Source organism: Arthrobacter jinronghuae, from assembly GCF_025244825.1.
In the GTDB taxonomy this organism is placed as follows: Bacteria; Actinomycetota; Actinomycetes; order Actinomycetales; family Micrococcaceae; genus Arthrobacter_B; species Arthrobacter_B jinronghuae.
Map to the genome: position 1 here is coordinate 2,730,687 of NZ_CP104263.1, position 17,810 is coordinate 2,748,496.

Consider the following 17,810-nt stretch of genomic DNA (forward strand, 5'->3'; position numbering starts at 1 on the left):
TCCATTATCTCCCAGCCGGAGCGTCCCGGTGACGCCGGCCCCTCCGTAGGATGGAAGGATGACGCACGAAGAACCTGCCGCCCTGCTGCGCGGCCTGCGGCCCGGAGTGCGCGTCGTCGTCCGCTACCGGATCGACGGCGGCTTCACGGACGCTCTGGGCACCCTCAGCGACGTCGGGACGGACGGGTGCACGGTCTCCACCCGGCGCGGCGAGGTCCTTATCGCCTATCCGCTGGTCACCGCGGCCAAAACCGTCCCGCCCGCTCCCCCGCGCCGCGCTGCGCGGACACGTCCGCTGTAACCCGCGAAAACCGCATGAAAAAGGCCGCCGGAACTTTTGTTCCAGCGGCCTTTTACGTGATCTTGAATTCTGCGGATGCCTAGGCGGCGGTCCCGGCGGCTCGGTCCCGGCCAAGCACGCGTGCGCAGACCAGCACAGCTGCCACGGTCGCGACAGCCTGCCCGAAGAGCCAGACCAGTCCGGCAGTCACTACCGGCGGCTGCTCCGGGGCGGAGGAACCGGTCACGATCAGGGGTACCTCACTGACGAGGTCCAGGGAAAAGAGTCCCAGCACCAGGTAGGTGATCACGCCGGTGACGGCGCTCAACAGCGCACTGCGCTGCCAGAGGCCGACCAGCAAGGCCAGGGCACCGCTGAACACTACGGCCAGCAGGGCACCGACGGGCAATCCCTCGTCGCCCGCATACACCACGTGGCCGTGCAGGGAGGTACCCAGCAGAGCCGCCAGGATCCCCCCGATCACAGCCACAAGAGGCCCCCGCCAGCGCGGGGACCTCTTGCCGGTTTCAGCCGTGGCGGAAATGACTAGGCCTTGGCGCGGGCGCGGTTGGCCTTGGCACGGTCGTTCGCGTTCAGGACCAGCTTCCGGATACGGATGGACTCCGGAGTGACCTCCACGCATTCGTCCTCACGGGCGAATTCGAGCGACTCTTCCAGCGTGAGCTTCCGCGGCGGGGTCAGGTTCTCGAAGGTGTCCGAGGAAGCGGCACGCATGTTGGTGAGCTGCTTTTCCTTGGTGATGTTCACGTCCATGTCATCGGCGCGGGAGTTCTCGCCGACGATCATGCCCTCGTAGACCTCGGAGGTGGGCTCCACGAAGAAGGAGCCGCGTTCCTGCAGCTTGATCATCGCGAACGGGGTGACGACGCCGGAGCGGTCGGAGATCAGCGAACCGTTGGTGCGGTACTCGATCGGACCGGCCCAGGGCTCGTAGCCCTCGGCGATGGAGGAGGAGATGCCGGCGCCGTGGGTTTCCGTAAGGAACTTGGTGCGGAAGCCGATCAGGCCACGGGCGGGAACGATGAATTCCATGCGGACCCAGCCGGTGCCGTGGTTGGCCATGTTGACCATGCGGCCCTTGCGGACAGCCATCAGCTGCGTCACGGCACCCAGGTATTCCTCGGGTACGTCGATGGTCATGTGCTCCATCGGCTCGTTGACCTTGCCGTCGATGATCTTGGTGACCACCTGCGGCTTGCCGACCGTCAGCTCGAAGCCTTCGCGGCGCATCTGCTCCACGAGGATGGCCAGGGCGAGCTCGCCGCGGCCCTGGACTTCCCAGGCATCCGGACGCTCGGTCGGAAGGACCTTCAGCGACACGTTGCCGATCAGTTCCTTGTCGAGGCGGTCCTTGACCTGGCGGGCCGTAACCTTGGCACCCTTGACCCGGCCGGCCAGCGGCGAGGTGTTGATACCGATGGTCATGGAGATCGCGGGATCGTCCACGGTGATCAGCGGCAGCGGCTTGGGGTTGTCGACGTCGGTCAGGGTTTCACCAATGGTGATGTCCTCGATACCGGCAACAGCAACGATCTCGCCCGGTCCGGCGGACTCAGTCGGAACGCGGTCCAGTGCCTTGGTGGCCAGCAGTTCGGTGATCTTGACGGTCTTCATGGTGCCGTCGTGACGTGCCCAGGCAACGGTCTGGCCCTTGCGCAGGGTGCCGTTGAAGATACGCAGCAGGGCGAGGCGGCCCAGGAACGGGGAAGCGTCAAGGTTGGTGACGTGCGCCTGGAGGACACCTTCGGGGTCGTACGTCGGAGCCGGGATGTGCTCGATGATCGTCTGGAACAGCGGTTCCAGGTTGTCGTTCGCGGGGGCTGAACCGTCAGCCGGCTGCTCCAGGGAGGCTGCACCGACGCGGGCGGCGGCGTAGACAACGGGGACGTTTAGGATCAGGTCAAGGTCGAGGTCCGGAACTTCGTCGGCCAGGTCGGAGGCCAGGCCGAGCAGCAGGTCCATGGACTCGCTGACGACTTCGTCGATCCGGGCATCGGGACGGTCGGTCTTGTTGACCAGGAGGACTACCGGCAGCTTCGCGGCCAGAGCCTTGCGCAGCACGAAGCGGGTCTGGGGCAGCGGGCCTTCGGAAGCGTCAACCAGCAGCACAACGCCGTCGACCATGGACAGGCCGCGCTCGACCTCGCCGCCGAAGTCGGCGTGGCCGGGGGTGTCGATGACGTTGATGGTGATGGTTTCGCCCTTGGCGGCCGGACCGTTGTAGAACACGGTGGTGTTCTTGGCCAGGATGGTGATGCCCTTTTCGCGCTCCAGGTCACCGGAGTCCATCACGCGGTCTTCCACGTCACCGTGGGCGGCAAACGAGTTCGTCTGCTTCAGCATGGCGTCGACGAGAGTCGTCTTACCGTGGTCAACGTGGGCCACAATCGCAACGTTGCGGAGATCGCTTCGTACTGCGGTATTTACAGCCGTGTTGGTTTCTGACATGCGTGAGGACTCAATTCATAGGAGATCAGTTCGGGGTGTATCTTTTTCGGCCGGATGGGTACCGGCGTTTCCGGCTGTTCTGTACGAATGCTGATTCAATCGCTTGCTCAATCACCAGTCAGAATCCACCGAAGGCCCCGCCGTCAGCGGGCACGCTAACATTCTAGTCGCAATACCATACGATCCCTAATGCACGCCTTTGCGGGGCGAACCAAACCCCGCTGTTTCGAGGCGCGGACAGGGCGTGGGGCAGGCGCTGTCTCGGGCCGTGCCGGACACACTGAAGGCGGGGAACCTGTCCGGTTCCCCGCCTTCAGTGCATGTGCTGCCAGGCCGCTAGGCGACTTCGGGCGGCAGTTCCAGGCGTGAGCCCGGGATGGCCGCCAGCAGTGCCTGCGTGTAGGCCTGCTGCGGGGCGTCGAACACCTCGTCCGTGGTGCCGGTCTCCACGAGCTTGCCCTTTTCCATCACGCAGACGAAGTCCGCGATCTGCCGGACCACCGCCAGGTCATGGGTAATGAACAGGTAGCTCAGTCCCAGCTCCGACTGCAGGTCCGCCAGCAGGTTCAGGATCTGGGCCTGCACCAGGACGTCCAGCGCCGAAACCGCTTCGTCGCAGATGACCACCTCGGGATCCAGCGCCAGGGCCCGCGCAATCGCGACGCGCTGGCGCTGGCCGCCGGAGAGCTCGTTCGGGAAGCGGCGCATCACCGATGACGGCAGGGCCACCTGGTCAAGGAGCTCGCGCACCTTGGCCTCCCGGCTCTTGGACGTGCCGATCTTATGCACCCGAAGCGGCTCTTCGATGGTGCGGAAGATGTTGTACATCGGGTCCAGGGAACCGTACGGATCCTGGAAAATCGGCTGCACCCGGCGGCGGAACTCGAACATCCGCTTGCTGTTCAGCGTGGTCATATCCACCCCGTTGAACAGGATGGAGCCGCTGGTGGGAGTCTCCAGGTTCAGCACCATGCGGGCCACAGTGGACTTGCCCGAGCCGGACTCGCCCACGACGGCGGTGGTGGTGCCGCGCTTGATGTCGAAGGAGACGTTGTCCACGGCGGTGAAATCCGTCGACTTGCCGAGTCCGCTGCGGAGCTTGAAGACCTTCGTCAGGTCCTTCACCTCAATGACGTTATCCGCAGCCTTCAGCTTGGCATCGTCTTCGGAGGTCAGCAGGTCTGCGCTCTCGAGGCCGCGGCTCTTCGCAGAGTCGATGCGCTTGGAGGCCAGGGAGGGTGCCGATTCCACGAGCTTACGCGTGTAGGGGTGACGGGGGTTGGTAAGGATTTCCAAGGCCGGCCCGGATTCCACCACGCGTCCCTTGTACATGACGACGACCTTCTGGGCACGTTCCGCGGCCAGGCCGAGGTCGTGAGTGATCAGCAGCACCGCGGTGCCCAGTTCCTCCGTGAGGGTGCCCAGGTGGTCCAGGATCTGCCGCTGGACGGTGACGTCCAGCGCCGACGTCGGCTCATCGGCGATGAGTAGTCGGGGCCGGCAGGACAGGCCAATGGCAATCAGTGCACGCTGGCGCATGCCGCCGGAGAACTCGTGCGGGTACTGCTTGGCGCGGCTTGCCGCATCCGGCAGGCCGGCCTGCTCCAGGACCTTAGCGATGTCCGCCGCGGAGTGGGGCAGCCCATTGGCGCGCAGGGTTTCCTTGACCTGGAAGCCGATCTTCCACACCGGGTTCAGGTTGGACATCGGATCCTGCGGAACCATGCCGATCGAGTTGCCGCGCAGCTCCTGGATCCGCTTGGCGCTGGCATTGGAAATGTCCTCGCCGTCAAAGAGGATCTGGCCTGCGCTGACCCGGCCGTTGCCGGGAAGCAGGCCGATGGCCGCCAGCGCCGTCGTCGACTTGCCGGAACCGGACTCGCCCACGATAGCCACGGTTTCGCCGGGCATGATCGTCAGGTGTGCGTCACGGACTGCTTCCACGTCGCCGTTTGCGGTGGCAAAGGTGATTGCCAGGTCGCGGACTTCCAACAGGGGCTTCACAGCCGCGTTTTGTGTATTGATGGTCATCGTTTGCGCGCCTTCGGATCAAGAGCATCACGGACCGCGTCGCCGAGCATGATGAAGCTCAGCACGGTGATGGAGAGGGCGGCCGCAGGCCAGAGCAGCGTTGAGGGGTTGGACCGCAACGAAGACTGGGCGGCCGAAATGTCGTTGCCCCAGGACATGATGCCCGGCGGGAGCCCGATGCCCAGGAAGGACAGCGTGGCTTCCGCAACGATGAACGTGCCCAGCGAAATGGTGGCGATCACGATCACGGGGGCGGTGGAGTTGGGAATAACGTGCTTCACCAGTGCCGAGAACCGCGAAACGCCGAGGGAGCGGGACGCCACCACGAAGTCCGCGTTGCGGACCGAGATCACGGCGCTGCGGGTGATGCGGGCGACCTGGGGCCACCCGAAGATCAGCAGCGTGAAGACCACCGTCATGACCGTGCGGTTCTCGCGGAAGGTCGGCAGCTGCATGATGATGATGGCGCCGAGGATCAGCGGCAGGGCGAAGAAGATGTCGCCGACCCGGGCGAGGATGGCGTCGAGCCATCCGCCGTAGTAGCCGGCCAGTGCTCCTGCGATGCCGCCGATGATTACGACGGCCAGCGTGGTCAGCACTCCCACCATCAGGGACGCCCGTGTGCCGTAAATGACGCGGGCGTAAACGTCGCAGCCCTGGAAGGTGAAGCCCAGCGGGTGCCCCGCCGTGGGTGCACCGTTGGAGTTGGCCAACAGGCAGTTTTCATCCGGTGACGCATTCGTGAATAGGCCCGGGAAAGCCGCGACCGTGAGGATCAGCAGGATAAGCAGGGCGGAAATGATGAACAGCGGCTGGGTACGCAGGTTGCGCCAGGCCTCCCCCCAGAGGCTCAGCGGCTGGACGTCGTCCTTGACGCTGTCGGTCGCCGCCAGAGGGGTTTCCTCCAGCGGAGCGACGTAGTGCTCGATGTTTGTGGTGTCTTTATGCATAACGGATCCTCGGATCAAGCCAGGCGTACAGGAGGTCTACCAGGAGGTTGGCGATGACGTAGACGAAGACGAGGACACTCACGATCGACACGATCGTCGGCCCCTCTCCCCTGATGACTGACTGGTAAAGTCGCTGTCCCACTCCGGGGACGTTAAAGATGCCTTCGGTGACGATGGCGCCGCCCATCAGCGCACCCAGGTCCGCCCCGAGGAAGGTCACCACGGGAATCAGGGAGTTGCGCAGGATGTGCACGGTGACCACGCGCGGCCGGGAAAGCCCCTTGGCGGTGGCGGTGCGGACGTAGTCGGCGTTCATGTTCTCGATAACCGAGGTGCGCGTCAGGCGCAGGACGTAGGCGAAGGACGCCAGGCCCAGGACCACTGCCGGCAGTATCAGGTCCGCCCAGCTGGCGTCGCCGCCAACCGTTGGGCTGGTCCATTGGAGCTTGACGCCCACCAGGAACTGCAGCAGGAAGCCGAGCACGAACACCGGGATCGCGATCACGATCAGGGAGACAACCAGGACTGTGCTGTCGAAGATCTTGCCCTTCTTCAGGCCGGCGATCAGGCCGAAGGCAATACCGAAGACCGCTTCGAAAAGCAGGGCCAGCACGGCGAGGCGCATAGTCACGGGGAAGGCCTGGGCCAGGACGGCCGAAACCTCGCGGCCGGAGAAGTCGACCCCCAGGTTAAAGGTGACCAGGTTCTTCAGGTACAGCAGGTACTGGACGATGAAGGGCTGGTCCAGGTTGTACTGGCTGCGCAGCTGTGCGGCGACGGCCTCGTTAACCGGCTTATCGCCGAAGAGTGCGGCAATGGGGTCTCCCGGGAGGGAGAACACGAGGAAGTAAACGAGGAAGGTTGCCCCGAAGAAAACGGGGATCATTTGGAGGAAGCGTCGAATGACGTAGCCGGCCATTAGGGGTGGCCTCCTGCCAGCTGTGGGGGATTGAAGTCTCGCATTTTTTTCTATGCCTGTTCTTGATAGAACCCGAAATACAAGCCGGGGCCCGGCCTTCTGGCCGGGCCCCGGATCGGTCGGTCTAGATACTGCTACTTGGCCGTGACGTTGTAGTACACCGGGACACCGTTCCAGCCGGTTTCCACGTTGTCCACGTTTTCACTCCAGCCGGACTGTGCCACCTGGTACCACAGCGGGATAACGGGGAGGTCCTTCAGCAGGACTTCCTGGGCCTGGTTGAAGATTTCGGCTCCGTCTTCCGGGGTGGCAGCGGCAAGGCCTTCGCCCAGGAGGTTGTCGAACTCTTCACTCGAGTATTCGCCGTCGTTGGAACCTGCCCCGGTGCCGTACAGCGGGCCGAGGAAGTTGTTCAGCGACGGGTAGTCGGCCTGCCAGCCGGTGCGGATGGCACCGGTCAGGGTCTTGGCGGTAGCGTCTGCGCGCAGTTCCTTGAACGTTGCGTAGGGCTTGCCTTCGGCCTGGATACCAAGGTTGTTCTTCAGGCCGTTGGCTACGGCGTCAACCCATTCCTTGTGGTTGGCGTCGGCGTTGTAGCCGATGGTGAAGGCCTGGTCGGCGGGCCACGGCGAAACCTTCTCGGCTTCTTCCCAGAGTTCCTTGGCCTTCTCGGGGTTGAACTCGAGCACCTCGTTGCCGGGGATGCTGTCGTTGTAGCCCTCGATGACCGGAGCGGTGAATTCAGTGGCCGGTTCACGGGATCCCGAGAAGACGACGTCGGTGATTTCGTCCCGGTCGATGGCCATGGAGATGGCCTGGCGGCGCAGCTCTCCGGCTTCGCCCGAGAACTCCGGCAGGTAGCCGGGGATCGTGATGGTCTGGTTGCCTGCGTACGCCTTTTCGGAGAAGCGGCCCTCACCCAGATCGGTCTTGAACGTCTTCAACGCCATATTGGGAATGGTGTCGAGGATGTCCAGTTCGTTCGACTGCAGGTCTGCGTAGGCTGCGTCGAAGGAGGAGTAGAACTTGAAGGTTACTCCGCCGTTCTGCGGTACACGGGTTCCGGTGTAATCCGGGTTGGTGACCAGGTCGATCTGGATCTCGTGCTGCCAGGCGTCGTCGCCGGCCAGCATGTACGGTCCGTTGCCGACCGGGTTCTCGCCGAACGCGGCGGGATCTTCCAGTGCACCGGCGGGCAGCGGGAAGAAGGCGGTGTAGCCAAGTCGCTGCGGGAAGTCGGATTCCGGCTGGCTGAGCTTGACGGTGAACGTGGTGTCATCCACCACGGTCAGTCCGCTCATGGTGTCGGCCGTGGCACCTTCTGCACTGACTTCGTCGTAGCCTTCGATGCTCTCGAAGAAGTACGAGTTCAGCTGCGCATTCTTGGCGGCTGCACCGAAGTTCCAGGCGTCAACGAAGGACTTGGCCGTGATGGCCTCGCCGTTGGTGAACTTCTGGTCCGCCTTCACCTTGATGGTGTAGGTCTGGGAATCTTCGGTCTCGATGGACTCGGCGAGTTCGTTGACCGTATTGCCGTCAGCGTCGTAGCTGACCAGGCCTTCGAAGAGCAGGTCCATGATGCGTCCGCCGCCAACTTCGTTGGTATTGACGGGCATCAGCGGGTTCTGCGGTTCGGTGCCGTTAGCGGTGATGATCGCGGCGTTGTTGCTGCCTTCGGTCTCACCCGAACCTTCGGCCGATTCGTCGGATCCTCCACCGCAGGCGCTCAGCGTAAGTGCGGCAAGTGCCGCTACGCTCAGCATTTTGGAAGTGCGTGTGACGCGCATTCCGCCTCCTAGTTCTATTCGGTGCCGGCGATGATGACGCCGGCGTTGCGGCTCTGCCAAATGGTGAACCGACTCACAAAGCCAAAAGCATAAGCCCACTTTGTTGCCGTCAGGTAACTAAGTCCGGCATGTGGCGCCGGCATGGGCACGGTGGTGTGGTTCACACTGCGCAAAAGGGCGCGATGACGTGGGGAAAGGCCGGCCTGTACCGTCTGGTAACGATTTGGCATACGGAGGCTGTATTACATGCAATGACATGTCATATTGCTCGGTTTTGTGTCTTGCCCGGGCAGGAACGGAGCCTGCTCCAGAGATTGGTGGGATGCTCGTGGGGTACCAACCGCAGGCAAACACGAAGTAGAGGGTTCAGTGAAGATTACGGTTATCGGCGGGTCCCAGGGCACCGGCGCGCAGCTGGCTTCCCTCGCGCAGGCCGCCGGACATCAGGTCAAGGTTCTCTCCCGGTCCGGCCGCGCACCATCCGGGGTTTCGACCCTCGCCGGAGACGCAACGAATCCTGAAACAGTGTCCGCAGCGGTGTCCGGCGCCGACGCCGTGGCCGTCACTGTGGGCGGAGCCAAGGGAGTCCCCCACCAGCGGGCTGCAGTCACCCGGGCCGTCGTCAAGGCGATGCAGGCACAGGGCGTGCGCCGGCTAATTGTGCAGTCCTCTTTGGGAGCAGGAGATTCCTCCTCGCAGCTGCCCGGCCCGCTCGGACTGATCACCCGGGTTGCGCTGGCCAAACCCCTGGCAGATCACAACGAGCAGGAGTCCGCCGTGACCGGCTCCGGGCTGGACTGGACGCTCATCCGCCCAACCGGTCTCACGGACAAGGACCCGGCCGGTACGTGGCGTGCCTTGGAGGTAGGCAGTGCGGGGAAGCTGCGAGGTTCAATCCCCCGCCGCGACCTGGCGGCCTGCATGCTGGAGATCCTCTCGGACGGCTCCACTGTCGGCAAGGCCCTGGGCGTCAGCAGCTAGGCGCCGGAGCCAGCGGTTTCACCATGATCAGGCACGGTGTCGCTTCTCCCCAGAGATCCGTTTCCTCCAGGGGAAGGAATCCCCACTTCTCGTAGAAGTGTCGAGTTCGCGCGTAGCCGGAGTCCGGATGCGAAGGACCGAGCGTCTTCACCTCAAGGAGGCGCACCCCGCGCCTGACCGCGTCCGCCTCGATCGCCGCCAGCATTGCGGTCCCGGCTCCGGAGCCGTGCGCTGCACGGTCAACCACTGTCAGGTGAATCTCGGCCACATGCGGAAAGTGCCGGTCGACCAGGGTGACTCCGACGACGGATCCGCCGTCGTCGCGCACGGTCCACGTTTCCTTGGTTTGGGCAGCCTCGATGTACTCGGCGTTTGAGTCCGGCTGTCCGAACCATTCGGGCCCGGTGGCGAGTAGGCGGGCGACGTCGTCGGGGACGGGGTGGTCTTGGGCTGCCGTCCAGCACGTGGCTCTAACTTCGCCTTGTGCCGTGTGGCCGGCTCCGCCACCCGGACGATCAACCCTAGGCAATCTCGGCCTGAATCTCACGGATCGCCGTTCCCAGGATGCCGCGGAACAACAGTCCCTCCCCCAGCGGACCGGCGGAGTCAGTACCTACGGGCGGCAGCAACCGCAGCACCTCTCGCTCGCCGTCGCTCAGGTTGGCCAGCTGCCACCGGATCTCCCGCCGGACCGCCTCCGGTTGATCCACGTTCGAGAGCGAGACCGCCTTCGCCGCGTAGGCGGCCGCACCCAGAGCATGGGCGCCCATGTGGGCGACCGCGGCTGCCTGAGCGACGGCGCGCGCTGCTGCGGCGCCGGCCGGCGTCGTCGCAGCATTCGCGATTTTTACAACGATGAGCCGCTTGCTGATTTCTTCGCCAGCGGTGCCTGAACCTGCGCTGTACGCACGGGTGCGGGCGAGTGCATCCCGTGCTGTTTCTTCCGCGGTTTCATCTGCTTCGTAGAGCGGCAGGACACGTTCAGCGCATGCTGCGGCCCAGCGCGCGATGACGCGCCGGTCCGGATCGCTGAGGGTCTGGGGTGATCCCATCTGAAAGATGATGCCACACCGACTTGCGGACCTACTCAGGCCATCGGGAGTGCTGCCTCTTTCCGAGCCTTCGCGGCCGCGATGCGCGGGCCGCTAAACCACAGCACGATCCCCGCCAGAACCCAAGCACCCAAGGTCAGGGCCGCAGCGCCTCCGCCGGCGCCGTCGAAATAGGCCACGGCGCGGACGAGGGTGCCGGCAGCACCGGGAGGAAGGAGCTGGCCGATCATCGCAATTCCGCCGGGAAGCCACTGGGCGCTGGTGGAGATACCGGCAAAGGGATTGCCCACAAACATCATGGACATGGCGGCGATGGTGAAGCCCTTGGTGCCGAAACACTCATAGAGGCCGGCCAGGGGCAGGGCCAATGCTGCAATGCCCAGCGCAACACTTGCCGCAACCGGGACCAGCGGACCCTCAATACTGCCGAACAGGTACCTGAGGACGACGGCGACGACGAACCCGCCGGCGACTGAAAAGCCGGTGAGCCCGGCGAAGATCCACCAGCGTTTCCCGGACAGCATGGAGCGGAACGCCACGGCGGGCACAATACCGCCGAAGACCAGGGGGAACGCCAGGCCTCCGATGCCCACCCCTGTCGGGTCGCCCGCGGGAAGCGGAACCACGTCCACAATCTCGGCCGTCTGCCCCATGCTGCCCGCCATCGTGGCGCCGACGTTGCTGACCGTCCCGGACACCGCGGTTGAGCCGGCGCTCGCCCCGTACACCTGCATGTCTTCCGGATCCGAGAAGTCGAAGCCGCCGACGATGTCCCGGTCCCGGATTCCCTGCTCCAGGTCGTCGGCACTTTCATAGGCCTCGACAACAAAGGCGCCCGGTGACTGGGACTCGAGGGTTTCCGAGACCGACTCTGCCTTCTCCTGCGTTCCGACTACGCCCAGTCCTAGGTCCCGCGGTCCGGAAAGGAGCGAGGGTGAGATGAAGAGCATCAGAAGGGCCAGCAGAATGACCGAGAGCCCGACGGTCAGGCCGGCCCAGATGGCTGCGTGCTTTCGATGGGAGCCGGATGCCGGCGCTTGAGCTGTCATGAATCCTTCGTTTGCGGAGGAACTTCCTCCACTTCTACGGATGATATTCCTCCGGTTTAGACTGAAGGTCAATTTGAAGGGAGCCCGGATGAGAGCTGACGCGGCGCGGCGAAGAGAAGCCATCATCAGCCATGCGAGGCACCTTTTTGCCGAGCGGGGCGGCGACGTTGCGCTGGAGGCGGTAGCCGCTGCGAGCGGCGTCGGCATCGCGACCCTGTACCGGAACTTCCCCTCCCGTGATGACCTGATCCGAGCCGTGGTTCAGGACACTGTCGAGGGCATCCTGGAAGCCGCGGTCGAGGCCCGTGCCGGGCTGGAAAAGGACGCTGCAGGGTCATGGGAGCGCCTGCTAGCCCAGCTGATGTCCATGGAGCTGGGTGCGCTGACCGATGGCCTCGCCCTGCAGGCAGGTGCTGCCCGCGATTTGAACACCACTCCCCTGGCGCAGGTGCAGCAGCCTGCAGTTAAAGCCCTTGACGAGGTGCTCGCCGAGCTCAAGCGGCGCGGGGCCGTACGGGAAGCCATCACAGCTCTTGACGTGATTGTTGCGGTTGCGACGATCACGCGGCCACAGATCTCTCCCATCCGTGAAGCGGCGCCGGAGGTGCAGGCCCAGCTGGCGCAGGCGTACCTGCTGTGGAGCCGGGTTTCGTAGGGCGGCCTGAAAACAAAAAGCGCTTTTCGGACCGAAATCCGGGAAGCACTTTTCGGAGCACGACTAGACGTTGAAACGGAACTCCACCACGTTCCGAAACCGAACAACGTGTGACCACACCAACGGTCCGGCGGACGGCCAGCACTCAGCGCCGGGGCAGGCTGGGATTGCTTCGTGGAGTTACAGCGGAGGCTCTTCCTGAAGCACGAGGCCTTCGTCTCCCGGGAGTACTTTGCCTTGATCCCGCTCTGCACTGTCCTCCTCATTCAAGGTCCAAGCATCGCCCGGCGAGCAGGGAGCAGTAGCCCCGATACTGTACGACTCGTCGGACGCATAAGTATCGAATTCAGCCCGAAGGACGGGACCACCCTCGCCAAACACGACCGGGTCTTTTGTCGGGTTTATGGTGCGTACGGTCATGCCAAGGGACTCCCAATACTCGGCGACGCGTTTGGCATCCTCAACATGGTCCGTTCCTTGAGGGGCCCAGCGGTCGTAGCTGTAACTGGCGGTGGCATCCTCCCGTCCGTGGCTGCTTTCGGGGGTGCACTCCTGCGCCCACGCTGCGCCATTGCGGGGCCACCACCCCGTGACATCGAGCTGTTCGGCAGTATTGAACACGAGTTCGACCACCCGGTCCCGGCCTTCCCTGACACTGATTGCCGTACTGGGCTCCTTCTCGGCGCAGGCCGTTATTGTCATTCCCATCATGAGCGCGGAAGCCGCTGCCATGAGGATCCTTATCTGTGGCTTAGCGGCGGACAATTCATTCCTTCGGTTAAGGGCTTTAGAAGACCAGCCGGTCCCACCGGAACCTGCGGGCGGGGCGCCGGGAGGGGTAATTGCTTCGTGGAGTTACTGCGGAGGCTCTTCCTGAAGCACGAGGCCTTCATCTCCGGGAAGTACTTTGCCTTGATCCCGCTCTGCACTGTCCTCCTCATTCAAGGTCCAAGCATCGCCCGGCGAGCAGGGAGCAGTAGCCCCGATACTGTATGACTTCTCAGGTGCATCAGTATCGAATACAGCCCGGAGGACGGGACCGCCCTCGGCGAAGACGGTCGGGGTCGTTGTCGGATTCACCGTGCGTACGCTCATCCCAAGGGACTCCCAATACTCGGCGACGCGTTTGGCGTCCCCAATATGGTCGGTTCCCTGAGGCGCCCAACGGTCATAGCTGTAACTGGCGGTGGCATCCTCTCGTCCGTGGCTGCTTTCGGGGGTGCACTCCCGCGCCCCCGCTGACCCGTTGCGGGGCCACCACCCGTTGACGTCGAGCTGTTCGGCGGTATTGAACACGAGTTCGACCACCCGGTCCCGGCCTTCCCTGACACTGATTGTCGTAGTGGGCTCCTTCTCGGCGCAGGCGGTTATTCCCACTAGGAGCACAGCAGCCGCGGCCGTAAACATCCACATACGTGTCCTAAAGGCGGGCACTGTTCATTCCTTCCAGTAACGCCTTCTGCAGCTCAGCCGGCCCCAACGGGGCATACTCGGTGATCTTCTCCGGTAGTCCCATGATCGCCCAGGCTGTGTCTTTCAGGGATTCTGTTCTCTTGTCCAAGTATCCGGCCTGCCCAACGCACTTCTGGACCAAGGAGTTCTGCCCGGATAGGTCAGCGTAAACCTATCGACCCCGGTTACAAAAAAATGCCGCCCTCAGCGTTTCCGGCGAGGGCGGCATTTCTTATTGTTTCAGACGAAAAACCTATACATTAAACCTAAACTCCACCACGTTCGGTAGCCGAATACCCTCTGGAAGCTGCCAGTCGAGTCCGACGCCCGGGACCGACCATCCTGCCTCCATAGTCGTGCGCGCTCCGAGACGCGGAGCAGCAGGTTCGGCCCGGCAGCATCCTGAGCGACCAGTCGGACCCCAGCGCTGCTGCCGCCCGGATCAGCCGGCCATTGGACACGTACGAGCAATGCGAGGCGAGGGACCGCCCGCCTCCGGCTTCGAGACCCGACACGTGCGCATCGGCTCGCAGCAGCATATCCAGGTCGGAAGGCGCTCCTGCTTGCGTATATGGTTCTAAAGGACTTTCCCCGGCGACCTGTTGTGACCGTTCAACACCGCGGAATCCGACGGCGTTTCGACGTCGCACGAAACTGGAGAGTGAATCGTAATGCACTTTTTTAAAAAACGGGTTCTGCTTTGGCCTTTCCTGGTGATCAACTTCTTCGTTCTCGCGGGAATGGGCGCCGCTTTCGTATTCGGTGGATTCAACGCTCTCGCTCTCGGTTCGCTGTTCACCAGCAGTTCGAGCGAACGCGATTCGCAGGTGGTTCAGTCCGTCACGCAAATGCAAGAGGTTTCCCTGCTGAGCCTTCACATCGAGGGTATCGCCAGACAGGAAAGCAATCGCGAGATTTTCGGCGTGGCCGTACCCGCGAGCGAGAAAACGACGCTGATCCAGTACGAGTTCGACGCAAAATTAGGCATCGATGGGTCACAGGTGAAGATCGAGCCCACCGGCCCAGGGTCGTTTCTCGTGACTATCCCTGAATTCATCGACATCGGCTTTGACGATCCCGTGTTCAAGGACGCCCTCGAGGACAACAACGCGCTTAGCTGGCTGACACCGCCAGCGGTTCAAACTCGCATGATCAACAACATTCTCAGTGACGAGAACAAGCAGAAGTACATCAGCGAAAATGAAGCAGAATTGAAAGACCAGGCCAAAGTGACCTACTCCGGGATCATCGCAAGCGTCGATCCCGAGATCACCGTCGCCTTTGAGTTCGCAGGGTAGATGCCCGCAGCGCCGCGTCCTTGTTTAAATTAGGTTTTTCGGGCGCCTGCGGGGCGAGAAATCCTGGTTGGTGGTGTAAGCATCGTTGGCAAGCAGTCGAAGGTAACCGACTGGCGCCTGCCGGAATAGACACTTATCAAAGCTTGCCCCCGATATAGAAATGCCGCCCCACATTTGCAGGGCGGCATTTCTGCTGGTTCAGGCGAAAAATCTATACATTAAATCTAAACTCCACCACGTTCGGTAACCGAATAACCTTTGCTGATGCCATTCAGAGTACGCAGGAACGGCCATCCGCGGCGCCTCGGTGTGGATGAAGCACAACTAGGCGCGCTAGGCATCGGCGGGTCCGTGCACCCAAACGGAATGGCGTTGGTCAGTCAGACCAGTGAGCGCTTGTTGTCTGTCTAGCCGTGATGACCACTCTCCGAATCCAAGAGTCGCTCCGACTGAGTCTTGGCACCATCTCGACGCAGCGCCGCAACCAAGGCATCGAGGGAGGTGAAGACCGTTTCGTTTCTTCCAAGCGCTCTTTGGGCTTCTCGCAGTTGCGTTCCAGTGTGGTTCTCAGCGCAGACGTAGTCGGCGTACCCAGCCGCGCTAGAGAGATGGAAAATGTCAATTAGATCATTGCGCCGCCATTTATTCTGACGGTCTGTAAACCGACGCACAAATAGTTCAGACAGCAAACCCACCATCGGGGAAATCGACAGTAAGTTGGTCAACTCCCGATCACTGAACGTGGGGAAATCGGGGGAACAGGTTAATTTGCGGTACGGAGGAGTGTAAAAGCCGATATTTTCGTTCCAGTACCGCCGCTGGGCTAGTTGGCGGCGTCGCTTCTTTGGAAGGTTCTCTGCGTCCATCCGCGAGGTGATGCGGGTATGGTGGTCGATCCACATCGTGAGTGGATGCTTAGGCATTGGCTCTGGATCAATTAGAGACCCAAGGATGACATTTGGCATCGTGAGCATGGCCATGAGTATGGCGGTATCTGTCGCCTCCTTGGCGATTCCCAATTTAGTATCCGAGCCGAATAGCGCACCCGGCTCAGTCACGATGGGGTAAATACGTCCGACGATGGGAAGCCCAAGGTGGTCCCGGATAGTTAGTTCGGCTTCTTGCTTCCATAGGTCGAGTGGGTTCCGTATTTGCCATCCACCAGCCAGGGAAGCCATAGCTAGGCCCACTTCATAGCGCCGTTCATTGTGGAGGCCAGCTGTTTCCAGCATGTGGCCCATAGATAACGGCAAGACGATGCCCCCATCGAGGGCCAGTTGGATCAACTCTAGTGCGGCTCGACGCTCTCCAACATCGGCAACCCTCTCTGGATCGTGTAGCGCGTCAGCCACCGTCCGCCAGCGATTCTGGTCGAGATAGACGGTTGAGCGGCCATTGAGTGGAGGCGGAGAATCCGGATTGAATCCCTCAGTGATGATCCGGTGGCCACGCGTCGTTGTCGAAATTATCCACCATTTCTCCCAATCGAATGTCGAGCTGGCTATTTGGGAATTCTTTGGTGAAAACTCTGACGGCAGTGCCTCTTCTAGAATCTGGCCATCTTGGCAAACGATCTTAACGCGGCGCCTCTGGAAGTCGAGATGCCAGTATCTATATAACTCCGCCGATAGCACGACCGCTTCACCCATGTGAATAGGCTAGCCCGCTGGAGCAAAGCCAGTGCCGAGCCGATCTCACCCGCGCAAATAAAAAGGTACCGCCCCGACGTCACGCGGGGGCGATACCTTTACCAGAATCAGGCCCTGAGACTAGACGTTAAACCTAAATTCGACCACGTTCCGTAGCCAATCAACCTCTTACATTCGCAGTCAGATTACCTTCGAGGTAGGGGAAGCCGAGCGTTACGTCCCGGTTGATCTGAGGAATGTCTCCGGCGGCGGCAGCATGGGCCGCTGACGGAACCCCGCTCCCGCGCCGGAGGTCCTGCCGCCGGCGCGCGGCACCGGACCCTGCCAGCGGCGCCGCCGTCCTTTGCCACCTGGGCGCTTCTTGGTATCAGCGACTGGTTTGGAGTGCCTCAGTGTAGAGTTTCGGGTCGTTCCTGGTTTCAGCTGAGATGACAAGATGACTGCCGTTGAGACGCTGCGCAAAGTACCCCAAATAGGGCAGTACGATGATCGTCGTGAGCCCGTCTTGCCATGCCTTAACCAGCGCCGGAAGGCTATCTTGTTCGGACCGGGAAGGAAAGTTCGGCGTTGTCTGTTTATCCCACGTATTGAAGGCCACCAGATCTACCCCATCCTCGCCGTATTCGACGGGCCAGAACGGTGGCACAATCGGGTGGAGTTCCTGTCCAGGGCTCGAGAGTTTTTGCATCTCTTCCTGTGAGATCGGTTCGTTTTGAACTGTGCTTACGTTGAACCAGTCCCAGCTGCGGTCCCATTGCTGCTTCCAGCGTTCATCCCATACCTCACGGCTTGCTGACGCCGGGATCTTCGATGCACCCGTCGCAGGCACAGGGCTGAGTTCCGGAATTTCGATGTCCTGGGCGATCATCCATGCCTGTCGGATAAAGAGAAGCATCTTCAGGTTCTGCGCGTGGTCATCAATCCGGATGGTCATTTCCTTTGGCCAAACAGCCCGCCGTCTAAGCCCCATTCCCCACATAGTGACTCCTTGATTTGTCGGCCGGACGGAGAACAGCCGTTGGTGCCAAGCATCGCATTCGACCTGCCTTCAGTAAATGGTTCGCTCAAAGCTACAGGCCCCAATCGGAAATGTCCGCTGGGATCGGGGCCTCCGGAGGCGAACTAAGTCGTGACCCGTGTTGGCTATTCCTCTTCAAAGGCTCGTGGGCGGTACCGCACGAGATCCGCGAAGGCTGGTGACGATACAACCCTCGATCCGTAAACAAGAAATGCCGCCC

The 17,810-nt window shown here is 62.2% G+C and carries 17 protein-coding genes; 4 read left to right on the top strand and 13 right to left on the bottom strand.

The annotated features are described in order from the left end of the window. The first annotated feature begins 58 nt into the window (after positions 1-58). Positions 59-301, top strand: a complete 243-nt coding sequence (locus N2K98_RS12760; RefSeq protein WP_255865083.1) for a putative acetyltransferase — start codon at positions 59-61, stop codon at positions 299-301. A gap of 79 nt (positions 302-380) precedes the next feature. Here N2K98_RS12760 and N2K98_RS12765 read toward each other — a convergent pair whose 3' ends face one another. From N2K98_RS12765 to N2K98_RS12790, 6 genes are all read right to left on the bottom strand, one after another. Beyond that, positions 381-770: a hypothetical protein gene (locus N2K98_RS12765; RefSeq protein WP_255865081.1), complete on the bottom strand. Its 390-nt coding sequence runs from the start codon at positions 768-770 to the stop codon at positions 381-383. Positions 771-826: 56 nt separating this feature from the next. After that, a complete protein-coding gene (typA, locus tag N2K98_RS12770; protein ID WP_229949826.1) occupies positions 827-2,749 on the bottom strand; it encodes a translational GTPase TypA in 1,923 nt (640 codons plus the stop codon). A gap of 336 nt (positions 2,750-3,085) precedes the next feature. Continuing rightward, the gene (locus N2K98_RS12775) at positions 3,086-4,780 is read right to left on the bottom strand and encodes an ABC transporter ATP-binding protein (RefSeq protein ID WP_255797090.1); all 1,695 of its coding nucleotides are present in this window, start codon (positions 4,778-4,780) and stop codon (positions 3,086-3,088) included. Further along, positions 4,777-5,730 carry an ABC transporter permease gene (locus tag N2K98_RS12780; protein ID WP_229949830.1) on the bottom strand — a complete coding sequence of 318 codons (954 nt, stop codon included), beginning with the start codon at positions 5,728-5,730 and terminating at the stop codon, positions 4,777-4,779. Before N2K98_RS12780 ends, N2K98_RS12775 begins: the two co-directional genes overlap by 4 nt. Beyond that, on the bottom strand, positions 5,723-6,649 hold the full coding sequence (locus tag N2K98_RS12785) for an ABC transporter permease (protein ID WP_255797089.1): 927 nt from the start codon (positions 6,647-6,649) through the stop codon (positions 5,723-5,725). Before N2K98_RS12785 ends, N2K98_RS12780 begins: the two co-directional genes overlap by 8 nt. A gap of 134 nt (positions 6,650-6,783) precedes the next feature. Then, positions 6,784-8,436 (bottom strand): peptide ABC transporter substrate-binding protein, encoded by a 1,653-nt coding sequence (locus N2K98_RS12790; RefSeq protein WP_255865080.1) that lies wholly within the window; start codon positions 8,434-8,436, stop codon positions 6,784-6,786. 369 nt (positions 8,437-8,805) lie between these two features. On the opposite strand from N2K98_RS12790, the gene N2K98_RS12795 reads away from it, so the two are divergent. Continuing rightward, complete coding sequence (locus N2K98_RS12795; RefSeq protein ID WP_255865079.1) at positions 8,806-9,417, top strand: NAD(P)-dependent oxidoreductase; 612 nt, start codon at positions 8,806-8,808, stop codon at positions 9,415-9,417. Here the strand turns inward: N2K98_RS12795 and N2K98_RS12800 are convergent. From N2K98_RS12800 to N2K98_RS12810, 3 genes are read right to left on the bottom strand one after another with little or no spacing between them, the layout of a single operon-like run. After that, a complete protein-coding gene (locus N2K98_RS12800) occupies positions 9,407-9,946 on the bottom strand; it encodes a GNAT family N-acetyltransferase (RefSeq protein ID WP_255865078.1) in 540 nt (179 codons plus the stop codon). The two genes, N2K98_RS12795 and N2K98_RS12800, sit on opposite strands and share 11 nt — an antisense overlap. Next, positions 9,939-10,469, bottom strand: a complete 531-nt coding sequence (locus tag N2K98_RS12805) for a putative immunity protein (protein WP_255865077.1) — start codon at positions 10,467-10,469, stop codon at positions 9,939-9,941. Before N2K98_RS12805 ends, N2K98_RS12800 begins: the two co-directional genes overlap by 8 nt. Positions 10,470-10,504: 35 nt before the next feature. Continuing rightward, positions 10,505-11,518 (bottom strand): hypothetical protein, encoded by a 1,014-nt coding sequence (locus N2K98_RS12810; protein WP_255865076.1) that lies wholly within the window; start codon positions 11,516-11,518, stop codon positions 10,505-10,507. 88 nt (positions 11,519-11,606) lie between these two features. Between N2K98_RS12810 and N2K98_RS12815 the strand changes: the two genes are divergently transcribed. After that, complete coding sequence (locus N2K98_RS12815; protein ID WP_255865075.1) at positions 11,607-12,173, top strand: TetR/AcrR family transcriptional regulator; 567 nt, start codon at positions 11,607-11,609, stop codon at positions 12,171-12,173. A gap of 180 nt (positions 12,174-12,353) precedes the next feature. Here N2K98_RS12815 and N2K98_RS12820 read toward each other — a convergent pair whose 3' ends face one another. Beyond that, positions 12,354-12,905, bottom strand: coding sequence for a hypothetical protein (locus N2K98_RS12820; RefSeq protein WP_255865074.1), 552 nt, complete (start codon positions 12,903-12,905; stop codon positions 12,354-12,356). Positions 12,906-13,028: 123 nt separating this feature from the next. Next, a complete protein-coding gene (locus N2K98_RS12825; protein ID WP_255865073.1) occupies positions 13,029-13,607 on the bottom strand; it encodes a hypothetical protein in 579 nt (192 codons plus the stop codon). Positions 13,608-14,296: 689 nt separating this feature from the next. On the opposite strand from N2K98_RS12825, the gene N2K98_RS12830 reads away from it, so the two are divergent. Further along, a complete protein-coding gene (locus N2K98_RS12830) occupies positions 14,297-14,923 on the top strand; it encodes a hypothetical protein (RefSeq protein ID WP_255865072.1) in 627 nt (208 codons plus the stop codon). A gap of 407 nt (positions 14,924-15,330) precedes the next feature. Here N2K98_RS12830 and N2K98_RS12835 read toward each other — a convergent pair whose 3' ends face one another. Both N2K98_RS12835 and N2K98_RS12840 read right to left on the bottom strand, forming a co-directional pair. Then, the gene (locus tag N2K98_RS12835; protein WP_255865071.1) at positions 15,331-16,572 is read right to left on the bottom strand and encodes a hypothetical protein; all 1,242 of its coding nucleotides are present in this window, start codon (positions 16,570-16,572) and stop codon (positions 15,331-15,333) included. A gap of 367 nt (positions 16,573-16,939) precedes the next feature. Next, positions 16,940-17,506: a hypothetical protein gene (locus N2K98_RS12840; protein ID WP_146361237.1), complete on the bottom strand. Its 567-nt coding sequence runs from the start codon at positions 17,504-17,506 to the stop codon at positions 16,940-16,942. Between the last annotated feature and the right edge of the window lie 304 nt (positions 17,507-17,810).

Excerpts from the sequence above, each read along its gene's own strand:
- N2K98_RS12760 (WP_255865083.1), top strand. The coding sequence starts at position 59 with ATGACGCACGAAGAACCTGCCGCCCTGCTGCGCGGCCTGCGGCCCGGA.
- typA (WP_229949826.1), bottom strand. The coding sequence starts at position 2,749 with ATGTCAGAAACCAACACGGCTGTAAATACCGCAGTACGAAGCGATCTC.
- N2K98_RS12775 (WP_255797090.1), bottom strand. The coding sequence starts at position 4,780 with ATGACCATCAATACACAAAACGCGGCTGTGAAGCCCCTGTTGGAAGTC.
- N2K98_RS12780 (WP_229949830.1), bottom strand. The coding sequence starts at position 5,730 with ATGCATAAAGACACCACAAACATCGAGCACTACGTCGCTCCGCTGGAG.
- N2K98_RS12785 (WP_255797089.1), bottom strand. The coding sequence starts at position 6,649 with ATGGCCGGCTACGTCATTCGACGCTTCCTCCAAATGATCCCCGTTTTC.
- N2K98_RS12790 (WP_255865080.1), bottom strand. The coding sequence starts at position 8,436 with ATGCGCGTCACACGCACTTCCAAAATGCTGAGCGTAGCGGCACTTGCC.
- N2K98_RS12805 (WP_255865077.1), bottom strand. The coding sequence starts at position 10,469 with ATGGGATCACCCCAGACCCTCAGCGATCCGGACCGGCGCGTCATCGCG.
- N2K98_RS12810 (WP_255865076.1), bottom strand. The coding sequence starts at position 11,518 with ATGACAGCTCAAGCGCCGGCATCCGGCTCCCATCGAAAGCACGCAGCC.
- N2K98_RS12815 (WP_255865075.1), top strand. The coding sequence starts at position 11,607 with ATGAGAGCTGACGCGGCGCGGCGAAGAGAAGCCATCATCAGCCATGCG.
- N2K98_RS12820 (WP_255865074.1), bottom strand. The coding sequence starts at position 12,905 with ATGGCAGCGGCTTCCGCGCTCATGATGGGAATGACAATAACGGCCTGC.
- N2K98_RS12830 (WP_255865072.1), top strand. The coding sequence starts at position 14,297 with ATGCACTTTTTTAAAAAACGGGTTCTGCTTTGGCCTTTCCTGGTGATC.
- N2K98_RS12835 (WP_255865071.1), bottom strand. The coding sequence starts at position 16,572 with ATGGGTGAAGCGGTCGTGCTATCGGCGGAGTTATATAGATACTGGCAT.
- N2K98_RS12840 (WP_146361237.1), bottom strand. The coding sequence starts at position 17,506 with ATGACCATCCGGATTGATGACCACGCGCAGAACCTGAAGATGCTTCTC.